Genomic DNA, 21963 nt, shown 5'->3' with positions numbered 1-21963 from the left:
CCTTTGGGTCATTCAAAAAATCCATCAAAAAATTTCTTAGTCTTGCTCATTAAGCTTGATTTCTTCTCTTTATTCTGTACTGTAGCCTTCTTTTTCGTGGCTGTTGGGTAATCCATATCACTATGGGCTGCTGCAGCTTGAGATTCTGCTGAAATACCAAAATAGGAATCTTCCATATTAGCATAACGGATTAGACCCACAGCCGTCGAATACATTGGTTCGCGAACACCTATATATTCAGGTGTATGAATGCGGACCCTTGTCTTCAATACATGCCTTGCAAGTTGGAGGATGCCCTCCATCTTGGTAGTTCCGCCAGTCAATACGACTCCGCCAGGCAAATCTCGGATACCCATTCGGTAAAATTCTTCCAACACCAACTCAAATAGTTCTTCCAATCGGACACCAATGATTTCCGATATGTATCGTTGACTATATTGATCTTTTGAATCGGCACCGATGACAGGAACTTCAAAAAGCTCATCATCTGATGCATCATCATAAAAGGCATGTCCAAATTGATGTTTAATCTTCCTTGCTTGCTCAGTAGGAGTTTTTAAAATAATGGACAAATCTTTTGTTATATGGTCTCCACCGACTGGAATTACTGCAGTAGAAACGAAACGATTATCCCCGAAAACGGCAATAGTTGTCGAGCCCCCACCAATATCAATGAATGCCGTACCGTGATTCATCTCGTCTTCTGTTAAAGCAAATGTACCTGCTGCCAAAGGTTGGAGATAGATTTCACGAATTACCAGCCCAGCTCTTTCAACGCATCGTAAAATATTATGCACCAATGTTTTGGAAGTGGTGATAAGTGTACCGTCCAACTCAAGACGAACGCCTATCATCCCACGTGGGTCTTTAATTTCATCATAGTCGTCGACAATAAATTGTTTTGGGATAATATTAACGATTTCCCGATCCGGGGGAACTGACATGACTTGGGCGGATTTCATAACTCGACTCAGATCGTCATCGGTTATTTCCCTATTCTCCGAATTCACGGCAACCACACCTTTGACATCCTGTAAATGAACGCCATTAGCAGGAACACCTAAAATAACTTCTCGAATTTGCATGCCCGTCATCCGCTCTGCTTGTTCTACCGCTTTTCGGATTGACTGGACGGTCGCATCTATATCGATTATCGTCCCTTTTCGAATTCCGGCTGATTGGACGTTGCCAACTCCAATCACATGGAGGGAGCCGCTATCCACTTCGCCAATCAGCACTTTGACTGACGAAGATCCTATATCAAGTGATACATATGTTGTTGATTGATTCAATTCCCGGCACCTCCTATTGCTTTCCTTACCTTACATTCTATTGTATTAGAGTCATATTGTCTAAATATTTTCGCCATCTACCCCTCAAATCCTTTCATTCCTGAAATTTCTTTTCAGAAACCTTTCCTCGTTCAGACCATTTTGTTAGTAAAATCCTTCTTATGACTGCGATATTCTGGAAAAGTCGTACCCCGAACGCGAATACTGCCGCCAAATATAAATCCACTCCAAGATGCACTCCAAGGAAAGCTAATCCGGCAGCAAGGGCTATATTAAAGAAAAAACCCGAAATGAATACCTTATCATCATAAATTTGTTGCAGATGCGCCCGTATTCCGCCAAATAATGTATCCAGTGCAGCTAATACGGCGATTGATAAATAATTGCTATAAAGTTGTGGAATTTGAATATCTGATAACAGACCAAGCGAAACTCCAAGTATTAAGCCAAGCAACGGCAACCACATTGTTATTCCCCTTTCGGCAGCTCCTGCAAATACAGATTTTCAAATTTTTCAGGCCATCCGCGAATGCTTACATCATTCATTGGCTGATTAATATCTAACACTAAATTATCAAGATAAAAATCATCACGAATGGTTGAGGCCAATAAATAATTATAAAGCTTTTCACTGTCGGACATAGTAGGTGAAATAATCTTGATCTTGAATGGGGGTGTTGAAACATTGAGTCCATTTACGGATGTATAGCCATTTATGACCCTTATCGAGCTCATCACTGTATACCGCTTACCGTCAATCTCCATGGCGATTCCTTTAAACCGATTCACCTCGTTGACAAAACGTGTCAATAAATCTGATGAAATACTCGTGATTGGTATTCCATACGCTACACTTTCAGGTGATGGATTGATTTCAATAATAATACCTGGTCCGGTAATGTCCGTTGTCCCCGCTTTGCGGTTTAGTTTTTCCACAGTTTCATTCAAGGCTTGTCCAGCGCTGGACTCACTCAGTGACTTATAAGTTGATATTGTTTTGTCCAAGTCCCTGATTTCCGATAAAAGCTCTGAATGAAGTTTCTTTTCCTCTGCCAATTCTTGTCGAATTGCCCATATATCCCTCGTATCACGTGTCTTAGGATTTTTCACTGAATTATACTGAACGGCAATCATGAAACCGATTAACAGAAGGACTAAAGTGAATTTCCAATTGATTGCCCTATTCATGGAACCTCCTCCCTTTACTACAGCAGTTTACGATTCATCCCTCAATGCAGGTAATTTGAGCGCCTTCACTTGTTCAAGGGTTACCTCGATATTGTCATGTACAAGGCTATCAACAACCCCTCCGCCAAGATTTAAGGATGAAGTTAATATATCCGCATCACCAATTGCTTCGACTACAAAGGGTGCGGGTAAAGTTCGACCGTCAATTTGAATAACTGGCCCCGTGCATTTTATATATGAATTTGAAGATATCCTTTGGCCATTGATGGCAATTCCTTGTGCACCAGATATTTTTAATTCATTGACAACACGAAGCACATGACTTTCATGCACAATATAGTCGTTTGGATTTTGTTCAATCGGATCATAATCCCCGTCTTTCAATGTAACACGGACTCCGGATCCAACTGCCGGAATGACCCCTAATAGTAAACGAAGATCCTTTGCTTCTTCTACAAGCACTGCGTGATTCTCTTCGTTTTCAGAGAATGATTGTTCAAATTCTCGGATTACTGCTTGTTTGGACCGAATTTCTTCTGAAAGTTCCTTATTTCTTTCCTTTTGAACAATTAAATCTGCACGATATTGTTCTTCCTCTTGAAATGTAGGCGATGGGGATGTTTCACGACTGTCCTTACCTAATGTACGGTAAGAAAATGCGAAAATAAAGCCAAGGACTAAAAAGACAAGGGAATACAAAATATAACGGCCTTTCTTTTTATTTTCCTTACTCATTTTCTTCGCCATCTACATCACCTTCTCCTTCTTCATCTCCCTCTATTATTAATTCCTTCTCAATTCCGTAAACTTTGTTAAAGGGGGAAAAATATGTACCGACTTCCATATCGATTATACCTTTTTCCATGCCTTCTAATTGAGAAGTAATTTCTGGATAAAACTCCATTTTCTCCGCAAAGGTTGGAATAATAGCATGGACTTCATATCCATCATCCATATAGGCAGTTATTGTATCAGGATAGTCCTCTGTTCCTGTATAGATAATTTCAGATATTAAGTGCAGTACGTCCTTGTCCATCTTCATAAGTTGATGAGTTAGCTTTTTCCTTATGTCAGGCTTGTCCAAATGATTTAATATCGGGACATTCGGATAATTGATATCACTTGAAATAATGTCACCATTCTCTAACAACAAATCAAATTTTCCATCGTTCTCCATGTAGGCAACCATCTTCAACTCTGTAATGGAAATGTCAATATCACTAATCAGCTTCCTTGAAACGGATACTTTACTGACGCCTTCAATTTTCAAAAGTTCTTTTTCAATTTCTTTTGTGTCGAATCCCCAATAAGGACTACCTATAGGGACACCACTCTTTTCGAAGTAAAACTCTTCATCATACAGTATCGCTCCGTGGATCTCAATCGACCCCACTTTACTAAGCGGTGATTGGAAATAGAGAAGCACAAGAAGGGCTATGCAAAATACGGCAATAATGAAAATGAACTTTTTATTTGTTTTCCTTCGCCGTTTTTCACGCATGGACGGTATTCGTTCTTCGATGTCAATCACTTTATCCATGTGTTAGCCCCCCTCTCTAAGTTTTTTTATAAAACGCAAAGTGTAAAATAGTTCCTACCGCCATCCATGTTGTAAGCAAGGATGATCCGCCATAACTAATAAACGGTAAAGTTACTCCGGTTACCGGTAATAAACCGGAAACGACACCAACGTTAAGGAATGTTTGAAAAATTATCATGGAAGCCATTCCTGCAGTTATTAAAAACGCTTTGTAATCATATGTGCGGATTGCCATTCCGAAGGCTGATAAAAGTAGCACTGCAAATAACAACAGAATGAATGTTGCTCCAATAAAACCTGTCTCCTCTGCAATTATCGAAAAGATGAAATCATTTTGAGGTTCTGGCAGGTATAGGTACTTTTGCCGGCTATTGCCATACCCATGGCCAAATAATCCGCCTGGTGCAATTGCAAACAACGATTGGATTCCTTGAAACCCTTTTCCAAGGGGATCATTCCATGGGTCTATATAAGATTTAATACGGTCGATCCGGTATGGTGCCGAAATGATCAAAGCCACAAAAGCACCGATTCCGGTCATACCAAGAATTGCGAAAAAGGATAATGGATAGCCTGCAAGGAACAGAATTACAAATGCTGCAACAATCATTATCACAGTTGAGCCTAAATCCGGTTGCAACATGATCAAACCTGCTGGAAGTAGGATTAATACAAAATGACTCAACCGAAATGGACTTTTTCCTGAAGTGTTTTTAACACTTGAAGCAAGTTTTCCAATAAGGGCAACCTTGACAAATTCTGCGGGTTGAATGCTGAATGGACCAAGGGCTATCCAGCTTTGAGAACCGTTTCGAACCGCTCCAATTCCAGGAATTATGACAGCGATTAAAAGAATGATGGTTATGTAATAAAATGCAGACCAAAACGATTCATTGGACGTCCATTTCCCTTTCATCAACATGAGGGCCACAAAGATTGATATTACCATATATATACCCTGTTTTACGATGAATGGGGATGAATCCGCGTAGTGGATTTGTCCCCAATATGAACCAGCAGAATGGACAAAAATTAGGCCGATGAGTGACAGTGATACTGCCGAAATGACGAAGGCAGCTTTCAATTTCTGATCCAGTGAACGCATCCTTCCGTGTTTGTGTTAAATAGGTTAAATAGCTATTTTACAATTTTTCAATGGCGTCGATAAATGCATCGCCGCGTTTTTCGAAGTTTGGATACTGGTCCCAGCTTGCGCAAGCAGGTGAAAGTAGTATTTGATCGCCTTCCAACGAGATTTGAAAAGCTTCATTGACAGCATCATCCATCGTTTCTGCTTTTTTAGCGTAGGGAACATCACATGATTTGGCGAATTCGATTAGTCGATCACCGGTTTCTCCCAATGCAATGAGTGCCTTTACCCTTCCCATATGAGGACGAAGCTCTTCGAAAGAATGCCCTCTGTCTAATCCACCCGCTAATAAAATTACAGGAGCTTGGAAAGAGGAAAGTGCACTTTTCGTCGCTAATGTATTTGTAGCTTTGGAGTCATTATAAAATGCTCGGCCCTTCAGTTCTTTTACGAATTGCATGCGATGTCGAACGCCCGTGAATGAACTTAAAACATCCTCAATCGCTTCTTTGTCACAATTCATTAAGATTGCCGAGGCTGTTGCAGCTAATATATTTTCTAAATTATGCTGACCTAAAAGCTTTATAATTGACCGCTCTAAAAAAGGTTCACCTTGCCAATAAATCATCTTATCATCTGCGGAGATGCCTTCTGCCGCTTTTCCTCTCAACGTAAAGGGAATCTTTGTTGCAGCAGTACTCTCTACATACGGCAGTAATTCTGGTTGGTCAGCGTTGTAAATGAAGAAATCGTCTTTTGTCTGGTTTGTTGTTACTTTCGCTTTGGCCATGGCATATTCTTCAGCAGTTCCATGATAATCGATATGGGCTTCATATAAATTTGTCCAAACGGATATTCTTGGGCGGAACTTTTCCGTACCTGTTAGTTGGAACGAGGAAACTTCCATGACAATAACCTCATCATCTGTAGCCGCTTCAGCTACTGTACATGCAACAGTACCAATATTCCCTGCAATAAGTGGTTTCTTGCCGCCAATGTTCAAAATATGATAGAGAAGGGTTGTAGTTGTAGTCTTACCATTTGAACCAGTAATTGCTATGATGGGTGCTTTACTTATAAGATAAGCCAACTCGATTTCAGTCCAAATCGGTATACCTTTATTTATGGCTTGTTGAAGTACTTGATTCTTATAAGGGATCCCTGGATTTTTTACGATGAAGTCAAAGCCGCAATCCAATATCCCCTCGGGATGACCACCGCAAATCACGTTAATCCCTTTTGATCGTAGGGAGAGGGCTTCCTTATTTCCTTCCTCAGGTGAAGAATCATTAACAAGTACCTCTGCACCAAGGGAATGCAGCAAATCAGCTGCTGCAAAACCACTTTTGGCGAGACCAAGCACCAGTACTTTTTTTCCTTTAAACTGATCCCGATTTTCCACTTACATCACCTCCCATAAGATGGGCACTATCGAAGCCAAGAAGGCAATTCCCCAAAATACAATTACAATCTTCCACTCAGACCAACCCGACAGTTCGAAGTGATGGTGGATCGGGGTCATTTTAAACACTCTTTTTCCTGTCAGCTTAAAGCTTGTTACTTGGATCATAACCGATAAGGTTTCCATTACGTATACAATCCCAATAATGAGAAGTAGAAGTTCTTGTTTCACAAGGATTGAAAGCATCGCAAGAACTCCACCTAAAGCCAAAGAACCAGTATCCCCCATAAACACTTTCGCCGGCTTCATATTGAACAATAAAAAGCCTAACATTGCACCTGCAACAACAAATGCAAACATCGCAATGTCATGTTGCTCATAAATAAGGCCATATACACCAAATGCTGCAAAAGCCACAGTTGACGTACCAGCGACGAGTCCATCAAGACCATCTGTCAAATTGACTGCATTCGAAAATCCTACGAGCCAGAATATTAGGAATGCTACGTATATTACGCCTATGTCTATGGTGAAATCCGTAAATGGAATGAGAAGTGTTGTTTCAAAAGGTCCCATTCTTAATAGGAAGTAGGCAAGAACAGCGATTACTATCTGCCCGAATAACTTTTGTTTGGAAGTTAAACCAAGGTTCCGTTTCATGACGACAATGATAAAATCGTCCAGGAATCCGATAACACCGAATCCAGCAAGCACAATCATCAATACAATTGTCTGTGTTGTTAGAACTTCTTCATATATGTATGAAAGAACAAGCATTGTAATGATGATGGAACTCAGGAAAATAAGGCCGCCCATAGTGGGCGTGCCTGCTTTTTTCTTATGGGCTTCTGGTCCTTCTTCCCTGATGCTTTGCCCAAACTTCAATCTTCTAAGCAACGGTATGATGGCGATCCCGATAAGTGCTGTTAGTATAAATGAAACGGTGATTACCGTAATTGTAGTGACGAGTGTCATAATATTTCTCCTTAACTGTTATGAAACTGTATTGGTGTTATCTAGCTATAGGCGTTAGGTGCTCGGGGTCGTTGCCGCAGGAAGCGGCGAATTTAGACTGCGAACCTTTGAGAGCGGGCGCCTTCCGCTTTTCTATTCTTCCTCAGTATATACGTGGATGATATCATCCACCATTATTAAAGAATCAGGTGCAGGCATTTGATATTTTATCACGTCTCCATCACCATGCCATTGTATACGATATGTGTGAAGTTGGCGCCCTACCATTCCTTTTGTCATCCCTGTCAAATCAGGTGCTCGATGTGTTAAGGGATCACCCCAGCGATATTCCTTTTCAATCTGCCCTTCCCTCTTTTCAATTCCAGCAAGAGGTGCAATTTCTTCAAAAATCCGGCCGACGATTGGTGCAGCAATAACACCACCGAACTGAATTGAGTTTTTAGGACTATCAACTGCAATATAGACAAGGAGTTCAGGGTCGTCAGCAGGTGCAAATCCAATGAAAGATACAATATAGTCCCCATCGCTGTACGTCCCATTCACGACCTTTTGTGCCGTCCCGGTCTTTCCGCCGACTCGTAGACCATCATTGAATGCATTCCGGCCTGAACCATTTGCGACAACTGATTCAAGTGCCTCTCGAACTTTAGCCGATGTTTCTTCACTTATGACACGGCGTTTCATCTCGGGTTCAAAGGACTGTATGGTCTCACCTTTATCATTCTTGATTTCTTTAATAATATACGGCTTATACAAATAGCCTCCGTTAATAGCTGCCGCTACCGCTTGAACTTGTTGGATTGGCGTTACGGATATACCTTGACCGAATGCAGTCGTAGCCTGTTCGACTGGACCAAATGCCTTTTGCGAGAATAATATCCCCTTTGCCTCACCTGCGATACCAGAACCTGTAGATTCCCCAAAACCGAAATCCCTAATGTATTTATCCAGTTTATCGCCACCAAGGCGCCTACCAATTTCTATGAAACCTGGGTTACATGAATTCTCTACAACCTCAAGGAAAGTTTGATGACCATGGCCTTCCCTTTTCCAACATCTTAACCTTGCATTCGCAACCATTGTAAACCCAGGGTCGTTAAAATGCTGATTATGCAAATCGATTAGACCTTCTTCAAGACCAGCTGCAAGTGTCACGATTTTAAATGTAGAACCGGGTTCGAATGTCATCCATACAGGCAAGTTTCGATTATAAATCGAAGGGTCAGCATTTTGGTAATTTGCCGGGTCAAAAGATGGCATGGAGGCAAGGACAAGAATTTCGCCCGTTTTTGGATTCATGACAATACCTATTGCTGATGTGGCATCAAATTTTTCCAATGCTTGTTGCAATTCCCGCTCCACAACTTTTTGCATCTCAAGATCGATTGTCAATTCAACACTCGCCCCATTTTTACCCGTTTCGAAACTGTCATCTACATGGGGCAAGGGAATCGTTCTCGCATCCGTATAAAGCCGAATTTTATCGCCTGTACCTTTTAATATTTCATCATATGCATATTCGATTCCAGCAAGGCCATTACCATCGTAACCAGTGAACCCAATGAGCCTTGATAATAATTCTCCATTCGGATAATTCCTTACAAAATCCACCCCAGTATAGAGTCCATCAATTTGCAACTTCGCAATTTCATCGGCCTGCTCTTGGGTGATGTTCTTACCTTCAGGAGCCAATTTGACCATATACGCTTTTTTAGTCATCTTTTCAAGCAGTTTATCTTTATCCATTCCGATGACGCTTGCTATTGCCGCTGCCGCCTTTTCAGGTTCTTTGTTCTGGGATGGCATAAAATAAAGTGTCGGTGCAAGTCGGTTACCGACTATCAATTGACCATTCCGATCATTAATTTCTCCTCTTAATGCCCCAAAAGGGATTTCCCTATCCCAGTTCTCTTCAGCACGAGCCTTTAACCATTCATGTTTGATGATTTGGACGTGGAAGAGCTTTCCTACGACCATGAAGATTGCGATAAGGAAAATAATATAGACAGCCCGCAATCTTTTCTTCGACTGCAGATCAGCATATTTTTTACGCAGCGCCCCACACCTTTCGTTTTTCTACTAACCTATGAATAGATGCGGATTGCTATACATCATCCTCCAATTATCTCCTCTTCTTTTTCCTCGTCCTCATTCTCCGGAGCAGGAGTATGAAGATCTGCAGGTGTCCTTAGTTGGAGGACGACTGGATCGTCCTTACTAATAACGGCCCCAACGGACATGCTTTGGTCGGTTACATATCCATCACCATTTAAACGTATATCAAGTCCTGATAACATTTTAAATGATAAAGCCATTTTTTTCGACCACCCGTAAAAATTTGGCAAAGTTGTATCTCCATTAGTTTCCAATAGAACGATTGATCCTTTATTCATCTTCGTACCTTCTTGAGGGTATTGGCTAATAACTTTGCCCCCCTCGCCTATTAATACTGGAGAAAAACCTTGTTCACGGAGTTCTTCAATTGCAGTAGATGAATCACTGCCGACGAATTCCGATATAGGGACGGTTGAAGGACTTTCATTATTTTCTGGTACAATATTCATATACTTTAAACTACTTTCCATAATGGACGTGAACAGTTTCGCCACTGGATCAGAACCATACTGACCAATATCAAGTTTTGGTTGCTGAACAATGACGTATGCCAATAATTGTGGATCTTCAATTGGTGCCATTCCTAAGAACGAATAAAGATAATTTCCGTCACCTGCAAGATATCCTGGACCATCTTTTTTAGGAATTTCCGCAGTTCCGGTTTTTCCGCCAACAGAATACCCGGAAAGGGCGAATTTTTTAGCTGTCCCTGCTTGAGAAGTTACGGTTGTGGCTAAGATTTCACGAACTTGCTTAGCTGTTTCTGCTGATATAGGTGATTTCTTTTCTTCTGGTTTATGATCCTCTACTGTTTCTTCAGTATTTGGGTTAATAATCTTATCAATGACATACGGCTTCATCATTTTGCCATCGTTTGCAATCGCCGTAGCTGCTTGAATCATTTGAATAGGCGTTACTGTTGAGCCTTGTCCATATGAAGTTGTTAATCTCTCACTCGGATTAATATCCAAAATGATGCCAGAAGCCTCATTCGGCAAGTCAATACCGACCCTTTCACCAAAGCCGAAATCCTTTAAGTACTCAATGAATGTACGGTCTCCCATTCGTTCCAATAGGTAAGCCATGGAAACGTTGGATGATCTCTGGAATCCTTCAAGAAAAGTAATTCTTCCCCAACCCGTTCTATTAACATCTCGGATTGTCTTATCAAAGATCGTATATTGTCCGGATTGGAATTCCGCGAACGGATCCCACTTTCTTTCCTCAATCGCTGCAGCCAATGTAAATATCTTCATGGTTGAACCAGGTTCAATCGTATTTTGGACAGCATCATTCAACCAGTTCTCAGTAAGTCCCTCCCGTGTTGAAGGGTGAAATGAAGGTCTTTGGCTCATTGCATAAATCTCACCAGTATTAGGGTTTGTTACAATGACAAGCATTTTTTCTGGGGAATATTCCTCGTCGATTTGATTCATAGCATCCTCAACAAAGTTTTGAATCGTCTTATCAATTGTTAACTGAATGGTCATGCCATCTTGTGCAGCAACAATTTGTTTTTCCGACCTTGGCAATATAAAGCCCCATCTATCAGTCTTAAAATCTACCTTTCCGTTTTCGCCGGTCAATGCCTCGTTATATGTCTGTTCTAAACCCATTTTACCGACAGTGGATATTTTTTTATTTTCGTCTTCTTCTCTCATCGCAAAACCGATCAAATACGATGCAAAATTGCCATTCGGATAAAATCGCTTTTTATCTTCGATGAACTGTAGACCAGTTACACCTTCCTCTTTAGCCGTCTCTTTTATAGCTAACATTGTTTCGTGACTTATATCCCTTCCGGCCTTACCAAACTCGATTTGATAAACATTTGAGTTATTCGCAACGGCCTTATCCCGAATCTCGATCATTTTGGATTTTTCCATCGGGATGAATCTACTTAACAGGTCTGCTGCTTTTTCAAAATCGACGACATGTCTTGGCTCGTTAGCACCCTTTTCGGTCGCTTTTTCATTCAATATCGCAATAAGCCGGTAACTTAATGTATCTGAAGCTATTAATTCACCGTTGCGGTCGATAATTTTTCCTCTTTCGGCCTGAAGGATTGCTTCCCTCGCATATTTCGCCTCAGCCATGACTGCCATTTGTCTTCCTTCAGCTTGTCCAGTAATTTGGATACTTAATAAACGCCAAAACAATAGGAAAAAGAGCCCTCCGAAAAAAACAAACATCAGAAAGGCTCCCCATTGAAATCGAAACTTCTTCTTTTTCATCGTCCAGGCACGACCTTTACGTTTTTCTCGTTTAGATTCAAGCCGAGCTCCTTCGCTTTATTCCAAATTACTTCATATGTAGATTTCTCGCTCACGAGATTGGACAATTCTGTATTCTGTTTTTGCGTTTCTACAATTTGATTATTTAAGAGTTGCACTTCCTTGTTAGTATCGTTAATTTGTGCCTGTGTATGCAAAATCATCGTAGAAAAAATAACGAGAATTGCTGAAAATAGCACGAACAAAAACTTTTCGCCTTTGGAAATAAGTTTTTTGGAACGCCTTATCGGTTGTAATTCTTGCTTCTTCGGTGATTGTGGTGTTTCAATTTCATGTACCGTATTCATATGGAATGTCCTTTGTTCCAATGCCATCTAACAAATCTCCCTTCTATTTTTTCTCTACAATCCGTAATTTTGCTGACCTCGATCTTTTGTTCACTGATATTTCTTCTTCAGTTGGCACTATCGGTTTTCGTGTAACTGATTTGAATTCAGGTTCCATATGATCAGGAATGACCGGCAAATTCGGTGGAAGTTCCGGCAAAGAGGTTACCTCTTTAAAAATCGTTTTACATAAACGGTCCTCCAATGAGTGGAAAGTGATGACCGAAATCCGGCCACCCGGATTCATAATTGTTAATGCATCTGTTAATGAGTCTTCTGCTGCGCCAAGTTCATCATTTACAGCAATTCTTATTGCCTGGAATACTCTTTTGGCTGGATGTCCACCCGTCCTACGTGCTGCTGCAGGGATGCCTTCCTTAATGAGTTCAGCAAGTTCTCCTGTAGTTTGAATGGGCGATTGTTTACGTGCCTCTTCTATTTTACGGGCGATTCCTTTAGAAAACTTTTCTTCTCCATACCTGAAAAAGATACGAACTAAATCTTCAAAGGACCACTCGTTCACAACTTCAAAGGCTGTTAAAGGCGCGCTTGTATCCATTCGCATGTCCAGCTTTGCATCGTGATTATAGCTAAAACCGCGTTCAGGAGTGTCAAGCTGTGGTGATGAGACTCCGAGATCATAGAGAACTCCATCTACAGAGTGAATTCCGATGTTATTGAGTTCGTTTTTCAAGTTTCTGAAGTTCGAATGAATGAAAGTAATTTGGGATAAATGATCTTTCAGTTTTTCTTTTGCGGCTTCAATTGCTGTTGTATCCTGGTCGAAGCAAATTAGCCGACCTTCAGGTGAGAGCTTTTTCACAATCTCGAGGCTATGTCCCGCTCCTCCAAGTGTGCAGTCTACGTAGATACCATCGGCCTTTATGTTGAGCCCATCGACGGCTTCGTGGAGTAATACGGTTATATGATCGAACATTGAAACCGCCATCCTTTCTTTTTCATGGATTTAGAACTGTTGCTTTACGTTACAGGCGGACGCCTTCCACTTCAAGCAACGGGAATGATAAATGACTGTATACATTTTTGTTTTAGAAATCAAAGTCAATAATATTTTCTGCAATGTCGTTGAAGGATTCCTCGGATTCTTCGTAATAGGAATCCCAAGATGATTTGGACCAAATTTCGATTCGGCTGGAGACTCCAATGACTACGCAATCTTTTTCCACTTTTGCATAATCCAGTAGGGAGGTTGGAATATTTACGCGACCTTGCTTGTCAATTTCTACTTCTGTAGCGCCTGAAAAGAAAAACCTTGCAAATGCCCGAGCGTCTTTTTTCGTTACGGGAAGCGCCTTTAATTTTTCCTCTAATCGCTTCCATTCCTCCATAGGATATCCGAAGAGACAATTATCCAATCCACGAGTCAGCACAAAGCCATCCGCCAAATATTCCCTGAATTTAGAAGGGACAATTAAGCGGCCTTTTGCATCAACTGTATGCTGATATTCGCCCATGAACATACTCTTCACCCCACTATATGTTTTTAATGTACCACATCCCTCCACATTCCTCCACCAATATTCCATTTTCATTTTAAAATGTGTCGATAGTACTTGTTTTATTGAGATAATGCTAATTTACTCCAATTTTCGTGAGGTTAGAGGGTATATGGGTAGTCTTTGTAGTATTAAGGGAAGTCATGGCATTCTATGATAACTCTTTAACTCCAACAATAAAAAAAACGCTTTCCCAGTCGAATATTGACTGGAAAAGCGAAAAAATATCATAGATAAACGATTTGATGTGTTCCATCCATTTTTAATGGCAGATTAAGCAAATCTTGCACTAATTTTTTACCATATTGATTCATAAAAGAATAAGGAGTAAAAATTCTCTCTTGCAATGAACCTTCCGGAAGAAGTTCATTTTCAAGAATTCGATATTTACGTATAGCAACATCATGTTTAAGCAATAGGTTTTCTTCAGCTTTTCTTCTTAAATAATTTAGTTGTTTCTTATGGAATTCGAGGTTTTTTTGAAGTAATTGCCCCGTAGCGAGGTCAGCCACTGTCGCTAATTCATTGTATTTACTTTCCAATGATATTTCAGTTTCCCGAAGAAGCTCTTCAAAGCGCTCATTATGCAATGTTCCGATGAACTGTTCACGTTCTTCTTGTACTTTTCCGGATAAAATATCTTGGATTGTCATGGCGACATCATCCATTGCATGTTTTGCCTGTGGGGTCACTAGTGTTATTGAAACCCTTGGTGCTATAATCGGCATTTTGATGCCAAAGTGATGGAAGACATCTTTCAACAATGCCCAATAGGCAATTTCGCCAGGCCCTCCAACAAACGTCAAAACCGGGAATACCATATCCTGCATAATTGGTCTTGTTGCAACATTATTACTAAGCAGCCAAGGTTTCTCATTCGCCACTTGCATCATTTCCTCGGGTGTAAAACGAAGACCAACACCCTTGTTTACGAAGTATCCATTCTCCCTCGACAATAAGACCCTTCCCGTTTCATGCATATAAAAAAGATTCGCTGCATCGTTTTCCGCCTGAATCGGCTTACCGAATCCAAGTGCATCAAATTGTTCTTCTGTACACGTAATCATTGTTGCAATTTTCTCAGCCGCTTCAATGAAGCCGGTGAATTGTTGTTTTTCCATCTCTCTTAACGGTTTATATGCCGAGTCTATAAGCAGAAGACCATGCTCACTGAATAGGCCATTCATCAATCTGACGAAAAAGCCGGTGAACGTCCTTTCCAATTCGACCGCTTCAAGGACTTCATCCAGTAAGGATTTCGTATGCTCGGTTTCACCGAACTGACGGAAAGTATCTTTGACAAAGTCGGTCATCATATCATGAGAATACTCTGCCTCCGATGCCATCAATTTCAAAATATATTTTTCACGATATTTATTTTTTGTCACTTTTCCGGATGTTTCTGTATAGACATGATTGATTTCATTCAAATCGTGATCTTCTCCCGCTATCCAAAAAACAGGAATGACTGGAACACGAAGTTCTTCCCTCTTTTGTTCGGCAAGTAAGATGACAGTTATTGCCTTATGGATTGAATAGAGAGGTCCTGTCAGTATTCCGGCTTGCTGTCCACCAATGACGACAACCCCATTATCTGCTAACTCATCGATATATTTCGCGGCTTTTTCCGATATGCCAAATGGTTCCATAAACGAATTTATTACATTCGCCAGTTCCTTTCGTTGAAATGAACGACCAGACAACTCTTCCAACCTTTGTGGATAGGAGTTACTTTCATTTTTATAGTCAAAAAAAGTATGTATGAATTTTTCATCATGATTATATGATTGCATTACCTTATTTCCATTTTGTAAATCAAATGACTCAAGTTCCATCCTTCATGCCCCTTTTTACTTGTTTGAACAAAGTATACATTGTATTTCATGAGATTGAAAAAATTACGCTTATCTCCCACTATTTCGATTTCATTTGACGTATTCTGAAACTTTGAAAATGACACCTGTCACAATTAGTACGAGGTAGGATAAACCTAAAATAAGAAAATATAATCTCCATGTTTTTTGTAAATAGCGAGTGATGATAAATTCTTTCACTTTCATTCTTTCTGCAATGGCCAGGAGTATGGCGATGAATATGGCGATACCAGCAATATAGTATCCTACCCCATCACCGAATATTGCTGTAGCGCTAATATAGACAGCAAGAAAAAGGAAGGGGGTTGTCCAGTCCGCTGCCTGTCCTAATACACGGGCTGGTGCCTTCCCCATCTTTCTCATCGTCACTAAAACAGCGATCGTCACGAGAAAAGGACATACAATTACTATTCCAATGAGAATCGAAAGGATTCCATGAATCACAAACAATCATCTCCCATCCAAAACAAACAAGATTTTCTCAAGGGTTTTCAACACCGGTAAAGGCGATCCCTTCTTTTCCGCCATTCTAATAACCGCTGTAACGATTGTTTCGATTTCCATCGAATTGCCGTTCAACCTATCTTTTAACATAGATGACTGATTCAACGCGGTTTTTCGGCATACTTCTTCGATTGCATCCTTCGGTAAGCTTTCTTGCATTTCAGGAAAGGCATTACTAATTTCTATAAATAATTCATCAAACAACATCCTTGCGTGCTTCTGTTCCAATAACTCTCCATTTCTCAATTGGAGAATCGCAGTCAACGGATTGATCATGCAGTTGATAAGTACTTTTCGTAACACGATTCTCCGAGCATCTTCTACAATTTCGACAGGAAACTTAGATGAATGGACAAGCCGAAGCGGATCAAAAACATTTTCAGCTCCCCGGAAAGGGGCAATCCTTATAGAACCAACACCATTGTGCGATACAGTGCGGTCATCCAAACGACCTGCTCCATGTTCAACAGTCGCAAAGAACACAGTCGACAATTCCGAATCCTCAACAAGGTTGAAATGTCCTATACCATTTTGAATGAACATTACTGCATTATCCATTTCTCTTTCTTCAAATATTGAAATGAGTGAAGCAACACCGCTATATTTAACAGCGATTATCCAAGGTGCTGTCTTAGGTAATTTATCGATTTCCGTTTCAGCAGTAACTTGAAATGTACACTCATTTCCTTCTGCATCAATTCGCTTTATCCCTTCATCACGAATGATTGTGGCCTGCTCTTCCCTTCTTGTATAAAAGGCAACCTTCCATCCAGCTTCAGCCAAATAAGATCCAATTAGTAAACCAATTGAACCAGCCCCCGCAATAACAACTTCCACCCCGATACCCTCCTTGTAAAAAAGGGCGCCTTCAGAAAAAAAGGCGCCCTCTATTTTTCCTATTATTCAATTATACAGGATATACTGGATGTTTTTTAGGTGGCAACGGAAGATCTTTTGTCGAATAGAAATTGAACCTATCCGCAAGTACTTCACGTAAATCCGATGGTGATACAATTTCATCGACAATCATCTCGGAGGCCATTTTGTAAATATCAATTTCCTCTTTATATTCCTTATGCTTCGCTTGCACAAATGCAATTCTCTCTTTAGGATCTTCAATCGCTTCAATCTTGTTGGAGTAAACAGCGTTGACAGCCGCTTCTGGTCCCATAACAGCAATTTGTGCGGTTGGTAAAGCTATGCATACATCAGGTTCAAAAGCCGGGCCCGCCATTGCATATAGTCCAGCACCATATGCTTTTCTGACAACTACCGAAATCTTTGGCACAGTTGCCGAACTCATAGCCATGATTAGTTTTGCCCCATGGCGGATAATTCCATCACGTTCAACTTTCGTCCCTATCATGAAACCTGGGACATCAGCCAAGAATAATAACGGTATTGAAAAGGCGTCACATAAATTGATGAATTTGGTTGCCTTATCCGCAGAATCTACGAATAGGACACCACCTTTAACTTTCGGTTGGTTTGCAATAATCCCAACTGGTTGCCCTTCAATCCTTGCGAGTCCTGTAATCATTTCGGAAGCAAATAGTTTTTTAATATCAAAGAAACTGCCCTCATCGATCAATGCATCGATCGCCTCATACATATCGAAAGGTGCATTTTGATTTTCAGGGATGATTTCTTCAAGTGTACGCCCCGCTTTTCTAGCTACAGGCTCTTTTAATGAAGGCTTTTCTGTGAAGTTCGCTGGGAAAAACTCCAAATAACGACGGGCTTCACTAATTGCCTCTTCCTCACTTTTAGCAAGGACGTCACCGCAACCGCTAACGGTACAATGCATTCTTGCTCCACCCATTTCTTCAAGCGTTACCTTTTCCCCAATCACTTTTTCCGCCATTCGAGGGGATCCTAAATACATGGATGCGTTTCCTTCTACCATAATGACGATGTCACAAAATGCCGGGATGTAGGCCCCTCCCGCTGCGGATGGTCCAAACAAAATACAGATTTGTGGAATGAAGCCTGATAACCTCACTTGGTTATGAAAAATTCTTCCCGCACCACGGCGATTCGGGAACATTTCCAGCTGATCAGTAATCCTTGCCCCCGCCGAATCGACAAGGTAAAGAATCGGAACTCGATTTTTTTCCGCGACTTCCTGGATACGGATAATTTTTTCGACAGTTCGAGATCCCCAAGATCCAGCTTTCACAGTTGAATCATTCGCCATTACACAAACAGTTTGCCCATTTACCTTCCCCATTGCAGTCACTACGCCATCTGCAGGTAAATCATCAGCTTCACAATTTGCAAAACGGCCGTCCTCCATGTATTTCCCGTCATCGAATAGAAGTCTTAAGCGATCACGGACAAATAACTTATTCTGTTCTTTCAATCTCTCATGGTATTTCGTATGTCCACCCGCCGCAATTTCTTCAATCTTCTTTTTTAATTGTTCATTGTAAACTGTCTGCTCTGCTTGTTTTGTCATCGTTCTACCCCTTCCGATCACAGTTGCCTTTGCTGATTAGTTCGTTAAATCCCATTCTTTTATGCTTCAATTACAGCTAATACATCTTCTTCATTTACAAAATCCCCAACTTGGACATTAATGGATGTCACTTTACCTGCAGTTTCTGCCTCAACAGGAATTTCCATTTTCATAGATTCTAATACAATAACCACCTGACCTGCCTCAACTTGTTCACCTTCCGCCACATTTACAGTGAATACCGTTCCAGCCATAGCTGCTTTTAATTGTGTCATTTATTTACTTCCTCCTTATTTATTCGTAACCATTCCGTTAAAACATTTGTATTGTAATTGCCGTCCATGAATTCTTTTGACTCTATGAACTTTTGGAACAGCGGTATATTCGTTTTAATGCCCTCTATCAAATAAGAATTGAAAAATGTCTTTGACTTTTCAATCACTTCATGACGCGTCTCTCCATAAACGATTACTTTTGCAATCATTGGATCATAAAAAGGTGTGATCGTACCGTCTTTTTCGTAGCCAACGTCAATACGTACCCCTTCCATTTGAGAAGACTCCATCTTGGTAATTTTACCAGGAGACGGCATGAATGTCGTTGGATGTTCTGCATAAATCCTATATTCGACGGCGTGGCCCGATGAGGAAATCAACTGTTGTTCTTTTATCGGCAATTCATTTCCGCGCGCCACCTCAATTTGCCACTCAACCAGATCATAACCAGTCACTTCCTCAGTTACTGGGTGTTCGACTTGTAAACGTGTATTCATTTCAAGAAAATAAAATTCATCATCCTCACCTAAAATGAATTCCACTGTTCCAGCATTCTCATATGATACAGCCTTTGCAGCTTTAACCGCAGCTTCATGTAATCGAATTCTTACATCTTCCTTCAAACTTGGAGATGGAGATTCCTCGATCACTTTTTGATTCCTTCTCTGTACAGAGCAATTCCGTTCAAATAGATGGATTATATTTCCTTTTGAATCCCCAAAAACCTGCACCTCAATATGTCGTGCATTTTCAACAAATTTCTCAAGAAAAACCACATCATCACCGAAATATGCTTTGGCACGGCTTTTGATGGATTGGAAGTGCTGACTGAGCGCTTGCTCACTTTCACAACGTACCATACCTATTCCGCCACCTCCAGCACTCGCCTTTAACATAATTGGATAACCAATCTGTTCAGCTGCTGCGATAGCTTCTTCAATTGAAGAAACACCCTCATCCGTACCGGGTACGACTGGGACCCCCGCATCCTTCATCTTAACCCTTGATGCAATTTTGTCTCCCATTAATTCAATCGTTTGCGCATCAGGACCGATAAACTTCAAACCCGCATCTTTGACTTTTTGAGCAAAAATCGCGTTTTCCGATAATAGGCCATATCCCGGGTGTATTGCTTCTACTCCGGTCTGTCGTGCGATTCCGATAATCTCATCTGCCTTAAGGTAAGACTGCTGAACAGGTCCAGGACCAATTAAATAGGACTCACCCGCTGCTTTCACGAAAGGCATGTGCTCGTCAGCTGCCGAATAGACAGCTACAGTACTTATTCCAAGCCGCTTGCATGTGTTAATGATTCTAAGGGCGATTTCTCCCCGATTCGCTATCAGTATTTTATTCATTTTGAAACCCCCAAACTGCTTGAATTAGAATTTCTCCCCATCTATAGTTTATACGAAGAATGAAACCGTTTTCAACTATTAGTCTGAATTAGTTTGATAATCTACGTTGTAGGATGAATTTCGGTTCCTCAGATAATGGTAAAATCATTTTTTATTTATGAAGTTTCGAACTGCTTCGTGATGGGCTTCGCTTTCCCATAGTTTTGCGCATTGTTCGGCTTCTTGGAGCATATGTTTTTCGATTTCGGCGTTTTTCCAATTTTGAATGGCAATCTTTTTATAAGCTTTATGTACATCTAAATGGATTTTGCTCATTTTGGAGATAAAATCATGTAAACCAATTTCAGCATCGCCATCATAAATAGCAGAAGCCCAACCAATTGACTTCAAATCTTCGGCATTATGGATTTTTGCTTCGGTTAGGAATTTCAAAACAGTGTCATGGTTTTTCATCTTTGCAAACAGTTGTGTAGCCCCACCCCAACCGCTTGTAATGGCGAGTGTACCTTGGATGAAGCCTGCTCTTGCACTTGAGGATACAACCCTGTAATCACAAGCCGATGCGATTTCACAGCCACCACCGACCGCCGCTCCATTAACGAGTGCAATAACTGGCATCGGTAAGGTAGACAATCTGAATAATAGAGCTGCCATTCTACTTAACATCGGATAGGCTTCACTTGCTGTGTGGAAGCCATGAAATTCCGATAAATCCCCACCTGAACAGAACGCACGGTCACCACTACCTGTAACAACAGCAAATGAAACGCTCTCATCGTTTTCTACGGTAGTCAAAAATTCTTCCAAGCCATCCATCACGTCAAAATTAACGGCGTTCCTCATTTCAGGTCGGTTAATCGTAAATGTCGCAACACAATCGATGATTTCAATTTTATACGTCAACAAAATCCCTCCTTATAAGTATAAAAAAATCACCGGAGCCATGGCCTCACGGTGATTTTTTATGTAGGGTCAGATTATTCGCCTACTACTTCTTTTCCTTTGTAATGACCGCAAGATTTGCAAACGCGGTGTGCCAACTTCACTTCGCCACAATTATCGCAAGTTGTCATGCCTGGAACTTGTAGTTTGAAATGTGTACGACGAAGTCTTTTAGATGTTTTTGAAGTTCTTCTTTTTGGTACTGCCATTTGAGGCACCTCCTTATAATCGATTGCCTATTCCTTATTTGAATTAAAAAATTCAGCTAATCCAGCTAAACGTGGATCAACCTTCTTTTCCTTTTCTTCGTTCAACTGCGCATCGTATTCATCTTCCGTTGTATACAACCAACCTTTACCCTCTGCCCTTTTCACCTTTTCAGCTTCTTCGCTAAAAACTTGTAAAGGCACTTCAAGAAGAATCAATTCTTCAAAAAGTGGAGTCGGATCGATAACTTCACCTTCTACAGGGTGAATTGCATCGTCCGTAGCAAGGGTTGCTTCATCCCAACTAAACTGTTCGTTCGTTTCTATAGAAAAAGGATATTCCACATCTTCCCATGTCCGCGAACAAGGTAATGTCATTACACCTTCAAGGTGAAAACGACAACTCAGTTTTTTTGAACCGATGACACAGCTGCCCGTTACGTGGACAGGCTTAATATCCCGGATTTCCGGATTCCGCTTTTTAACGGATTCAAGGTTTACCGCTTCGTCAAGCGGCAGAGCCCCTTGTCTGTATTTCTGTAATTGATGAATGGACCATTTCACGTCAATATCACCTCAAGACAACACTGTTGATTATATAATGGAT

At 40.8% G+C, this 21963-nt stretch carries 22 protein-coding genes; all 22 read right to left on the bottom strand.

Going from position 1 to position 21963, the window contains the following annotated elements; genetic code table 11:
• Positions 1–8 precede the first annotated feature (8 nt).
• The 22 genes from ftsA to NSQ43_RS09235 all read right to left on the bottom strand — a co-directional run bounded on the left by ftsA (position 9) and on the right by NSQ43_RS09235 (position 21920).
• Positions 9–1292, bottom strand: a complete 1284-nt coding sequence (gene ftsA / locus NSQ43_RS09340; RefSeq protein WP_339249560.1) for a cell division protein FtsA — start codon at positions 1290–1292, stop codon at positions 9–11.
• A gap of 94 nt (positions 1293–1386) precedes the next feature.
• Complete coding sequence (locus NSQ43_RS09335) at positions 1387–1758, bottom strand: small basic family protein (RefSeq protein ID WP_317940246.1); 372 nt, start codon at positions 1756–1758, stop codon at positions 1387–1389.
• A 2-nt stretch (positions 1759–1760) separates the two neighbouring features.
• Positions 1761–2480, bottom strand: a complete 720-nt coding sequence (locus NSQ43_RS09330; protein ID WP_339249556.1) for a DUF881 domain-containing protein — start codon at positions 2478–2480, stop codon at positions 1761–1763.
• Positions 2481–2507: 27 nt separating this feature from the next.
• Positions 2508–3227 (bottom strand): DUF881 domain-containing protein, encoded by a 720-nt coding sequence (locus NSQ43_RS09325; protein ID WP_339249554.1) that lies wholly within the window; start codon positions 3225–3227, stop codon positions 2508–2510.
• On the bottom strand, positions 3208–4020 hold the full coding sequence (locus tag NSQ43_RS09320; RefSeq protein ID WP_339249552.1) for an FtsQ-type POTRA domain-containing protein: 813 nt from the start codon (positions 4018–4020) through the stop codon (positions 3208–3210). Before NSQ43_RS09320 ends, NSQ43_RS09325 begins: the two co-directional genes overlap by 20 nt.
• Before the next feature lie 16 nt (positions 4021–4036).
• Positions 4037–5125: a putative lipid II flippase FtsW gene (ftsW, locus tag NSQ43_RS09315; RefSeq protein ID WP_339249550.1), complete on the bottom strand. Its 1089-nt coding sequence runs from the start codon at positions 5123–5125 to the stop codon at positions 4037–4039.
• A 37-nt stretch (positions 5126–5162) separates the two neighbouring features.
• Entirely contained in the window at positions 5163–6512 is a 1350-nt protein-coding gene (murD, locus tag NSQ43_RS09310; RefSeq protein WP_339249549.1) for a UDP-N-acetylmuramoyl-L-alanine--D-glutamate ligase, read from the bottom strand.
• On the bottom strand, positions 6513–7487 hold the full coding sequence (mraY, locus tag NSQ43_RS09305; protein WP_339249547.1) for a phospho-N-acetylmuramoyl-pentapeptide-transferase: 975 nt from the start codon (positions 7485–7487) through the stop codon (positions 6513–6515).
• A 132-nt stretch (positions 7488–7619) separates the two neighbouring features.
• A complete protein-coding gene (locus tag NSQ43_RS09300; RefSeq protein WP_339254852.1) occupies positions 7620–9464 on the bottom strand; it encodes a penicillin-binding transpeptidase domain-containing protein in 1845 nt (614 codons plus the stop codon).
• Between the two features lie 134 nt (positions 9465–9598).
• Positions 9599–11794 (bottom strand): penicillin-binding protein, encoded by a 2196-nt coding sequence (locus NSQ43_RS09295; RefSeq protein ID WP_339249546.1) that lies wholly within the window; start codon positions 11792–11794, stop codon positions 9599–9601.
• Between the two features lie 38 nt (positions 11795–11832).
• Entirely contained in the window at positions 11833–12210 is a 378-nt protein-coding gene (gene ftsL / locus NSQ43_RS09290) for a cell division protein FtsL (RefSeq protein ID WP_339249544.1), read from the bottom strand.
• A 16-nt stretch (positions 12211–12226) separates the two neighbouring features.
• A complete protein-coding gene (gene rsmH, locus NSQ43_RS09285) occupies positions 12227–13159 on the bottom strand; it encodes a 16S rRNA (cytosine(1402)-N(4))-methyltransferase RsmH (protein WP_339249542.1) in 933 nt (310 codons plus the stop codon).
• A gap of 112 nt (positions 13160–13271) precedes the next feature.
• On the bottom strand, positions 13272–13703 hold the full coding sequence (gene mraZ, locus NSQ43_RS09280) for a division/cell wall cluster transcriptional repressor MraZ (RefSeq protein WP_339249540.1): 432 nt from the start codon (positions 13701–13703) through the stop codon (positions 13272–13274).
• Between the two features lie 263 nt (positions 13704–13966).
• Positions 13967–15574: a bacillithiol biosynthesis cysteine-adding enzyme BshC gene (gene bshC, locus NSQ43_RS09275; RefSeq protein WP_339249539.1), complete on the bottom strand. Its 1608-nt coding sequence runs from the start codon at positions 15572–15574 to the stop codon at positions 13967–13969.
• 90 nt (positions 15575–15664) lie between these two features.
• A complete protein-coding gene (locus NSQ43_RS09270) occupies positions 15665–16057 on the bottom strand; it encodes a DUF3397 domain-containing protein (protein WP_339249537.1) in 393 nt (130 codons plus the stop codon).
• 6 nt (positions 16058–16063) lie between these two features.
• The gene (locus NSQ43_RS09265; protein ID WP_339249536.1) at positions 16064–16954 is read right to left on the bottom strand and encodes a 2-dehydropantoate 2-reductase; all 891 of its coding nucleotides are present in this window, start codon (positions 16952–16954) and stop codon (positions 16064–16066) included.
• A gap of 70 nt (positions 16955–17024) precedes the next feature.
• A complete protein-coding gene (locus NSQ43_RS09260) occupies positions 17025–18575 on the bottom strand; it encodes an acyl-CoA carboxylase subunit beta (RefSeq protein ID WP_339249534.1) in 1551 nt (516 codons plus the stop codon).
• A gap of 59 nt (positions 18576–18634) precedes the next feature.
• Complete coding sequence (locus NSQ43_RS09255; RefSeq protein ID WP_339249532.1) at positions 18635–18850, bottom strand: biotin/lipoyl-binding carrier protein; 216 nt, start codon at positions 18848–18850, stop codon at positions 18635–18637.
• Positions 18847–20208 carry an acetyl-CoA carboxylase biotin carboxylase subunit gene (locus NSQ43_RS09250; protein WP_339249530.1) on the bottom strand — a complete coding sequence of 454 codons (1362 nt, stop codon included), beginning with the start codon at positions 20206–20208 and terminating at the stop codon, positions 18847–18849. The genes NSQ43_RS09255 and NSQ43_RS09250 overlap by 4 nt, the downstream gene beginning before the upstream one ends.
• 144 nt (positions 20209–20352) lie before the next feature.
• Entirely contained in the window at positions 20353–21111 is a 759-nt protein-coding gene (locus tag NSQ43_RS09245) for an enoyl-CoA hydratase/isomerase family protein (RefSeq protein WP_339249528.1), read from the bottom strand.
• A gap of 74 nt (positions 21112–21185) precedes the next feature.
• Entirely contained in the window at positions 21186–21359 is a 174-nt protein-coding gene (gene rpmF / locus NSQ43_RS09240; RefSeq protein ID WP_283731645.1) for a 50S ribosomal protein L32, read from the bottom strand.
• A 27-nt stretch (positions 21360–21386) separates the two neighbouring features.
• On the bottom strand, positions 21387–21920 hold the full coding sequence (locus NSQ43_RS09235; protein WP_339249524.1) for a YceD family protein: 534 nt from the start codon (positions 21918–21920) through the stop codon (positions 21387–21389).
• Between the last annotated feature and the right edge of the window lie 43 nt (positions 21921–21963).

Origin of the sequence: Sporosarcina sp. FSL W8-0480 (genome assembly GCF_037963765.1) — a bacterium.
Taxonomy (GTDB): domain Bacteria; phylum Bacillota; class Bacilli; order Bacillales_A; family Planococcaceae; genus Sporosarcina.
The sequence above is the reverse complement of the archived record's forward strand: the minus strand, read 5'-3'. Positions and strand labels throughout refer to the sequence as shown.

Excerpts from the sequence above, each read along its gene's own strand:
- NSQ43_RS09300 (WP_339254852.1), bottom strand. The coding sequence starts at position 9,464 with ATGGTCGTAGGAAAGCTCTTCCACGTCCAAATCATCAAACATGAATGG.
- NSQ43_RS09250 (WP_339249530.1), bottom strand. The coding sequence starts at position 20,208 with ATGAATAAAATACTGATAGCGAATCGGGGAGAAATCGCCCTTAGAATC.
- NSQ43_RS09320 (WP_339249552.1), bottom strand. The coding sequence starts at position 4,020 with ATGGATAAAGTGATTGACATCGAAGAACGAATACCGTCCATGCGTGAA.
- mraY (WP_339249547.1), bottom strand. The coding sequence starts at position 7,487 with ATGACACTCGTCACTACAATTACGGTAATCACCGTTTCATTTATACTA.
- rpmF (WP_283731645.1), bottom strand. The coding sequence starts at position 21,359 with ATGGCAGTACCAAAAAGAAGAACTTCAAAAACATCTAAAAGACTTCGT.
- NSQ43_RS09260 (WP_339249534.1), bottom strand. The coding sequence starts at position 18,575 with ATGACAAAACAAGCAGAGCAGACAGTTTACAATGAACAATTAAAAAAG.
- ftsL (WP_339249544.1), bottom strand. The coding sequence starts at position 12,210 with ATGGCATTGGAACAAAGGACATTCCATATGAATACGGTACATGAAATT.
- rsmH (WP_339249542.1), bottom strand. The coding sequence starts at position 13,159 with ATGTTCGATCATATAACCGTATTACTCCACGAAGCCGTCGATGGGCTC.
- NSQ43_RS09335 (WP_317940246.1), bottom strand. The coding sequence starts at position 1,758 with ATGTGGTTGCCGTTGCTTGGCTTAATACTTGGAGTTTCGCTTGGTCTG.
- bshC (WP_339249539.1), bottom strand. The coding sequence starts at position 15,574 with ATGGAACTTGAGTCATTTGATTTACAAAATGGAAATAAGGTAATGCAA.
- mraZ (WP_339249540.1), bottom strand. The coding sequence starts at position 13,703 with ATGTTCATGGGCGAATATCAGCATACAGTTGATGCAAAAGGCCGCTTA.
- NSQ43_RS09255 (WP_339249532.1), bottom strand. The coding sequence starts at position 18,850 with ATGACACAATTAAAAGCAGCTATGGCTGGAACGGTATTCACTGTAAAT.
- NSQ43_RS09295 (WP_339249546.1), bottom strand. The coding sequence starts at position 11,794 with ATGTTTGTTTTTTTCGGAGGGCTCTTTTTCCTATTGTTTTGGCGTTTA.
- NSQ43_RS09325 (WP_339249554.1), bottom strand. The coding sequence starts at position 3,227 with ATGGCGAAGAAAATGAGTAAGGAAAATAAAAAGAAAGGCCGTTATATT.
- NSQ43_RS09330 (WP_339249556.1), bottom strand. The coding sequence starts at position 2,480 with ATGAATAGGGCAATCAATTGGAAATTCACTTTAGTCCTTCTGTTAATC.
- ftsW (WP_339249550.1), bottom strand. The coding sequence starts at position 5,125 with ATGCGTTCACTGGATCAGAAATTGAAAGCTGCCTTCGTCATTTCGGCA.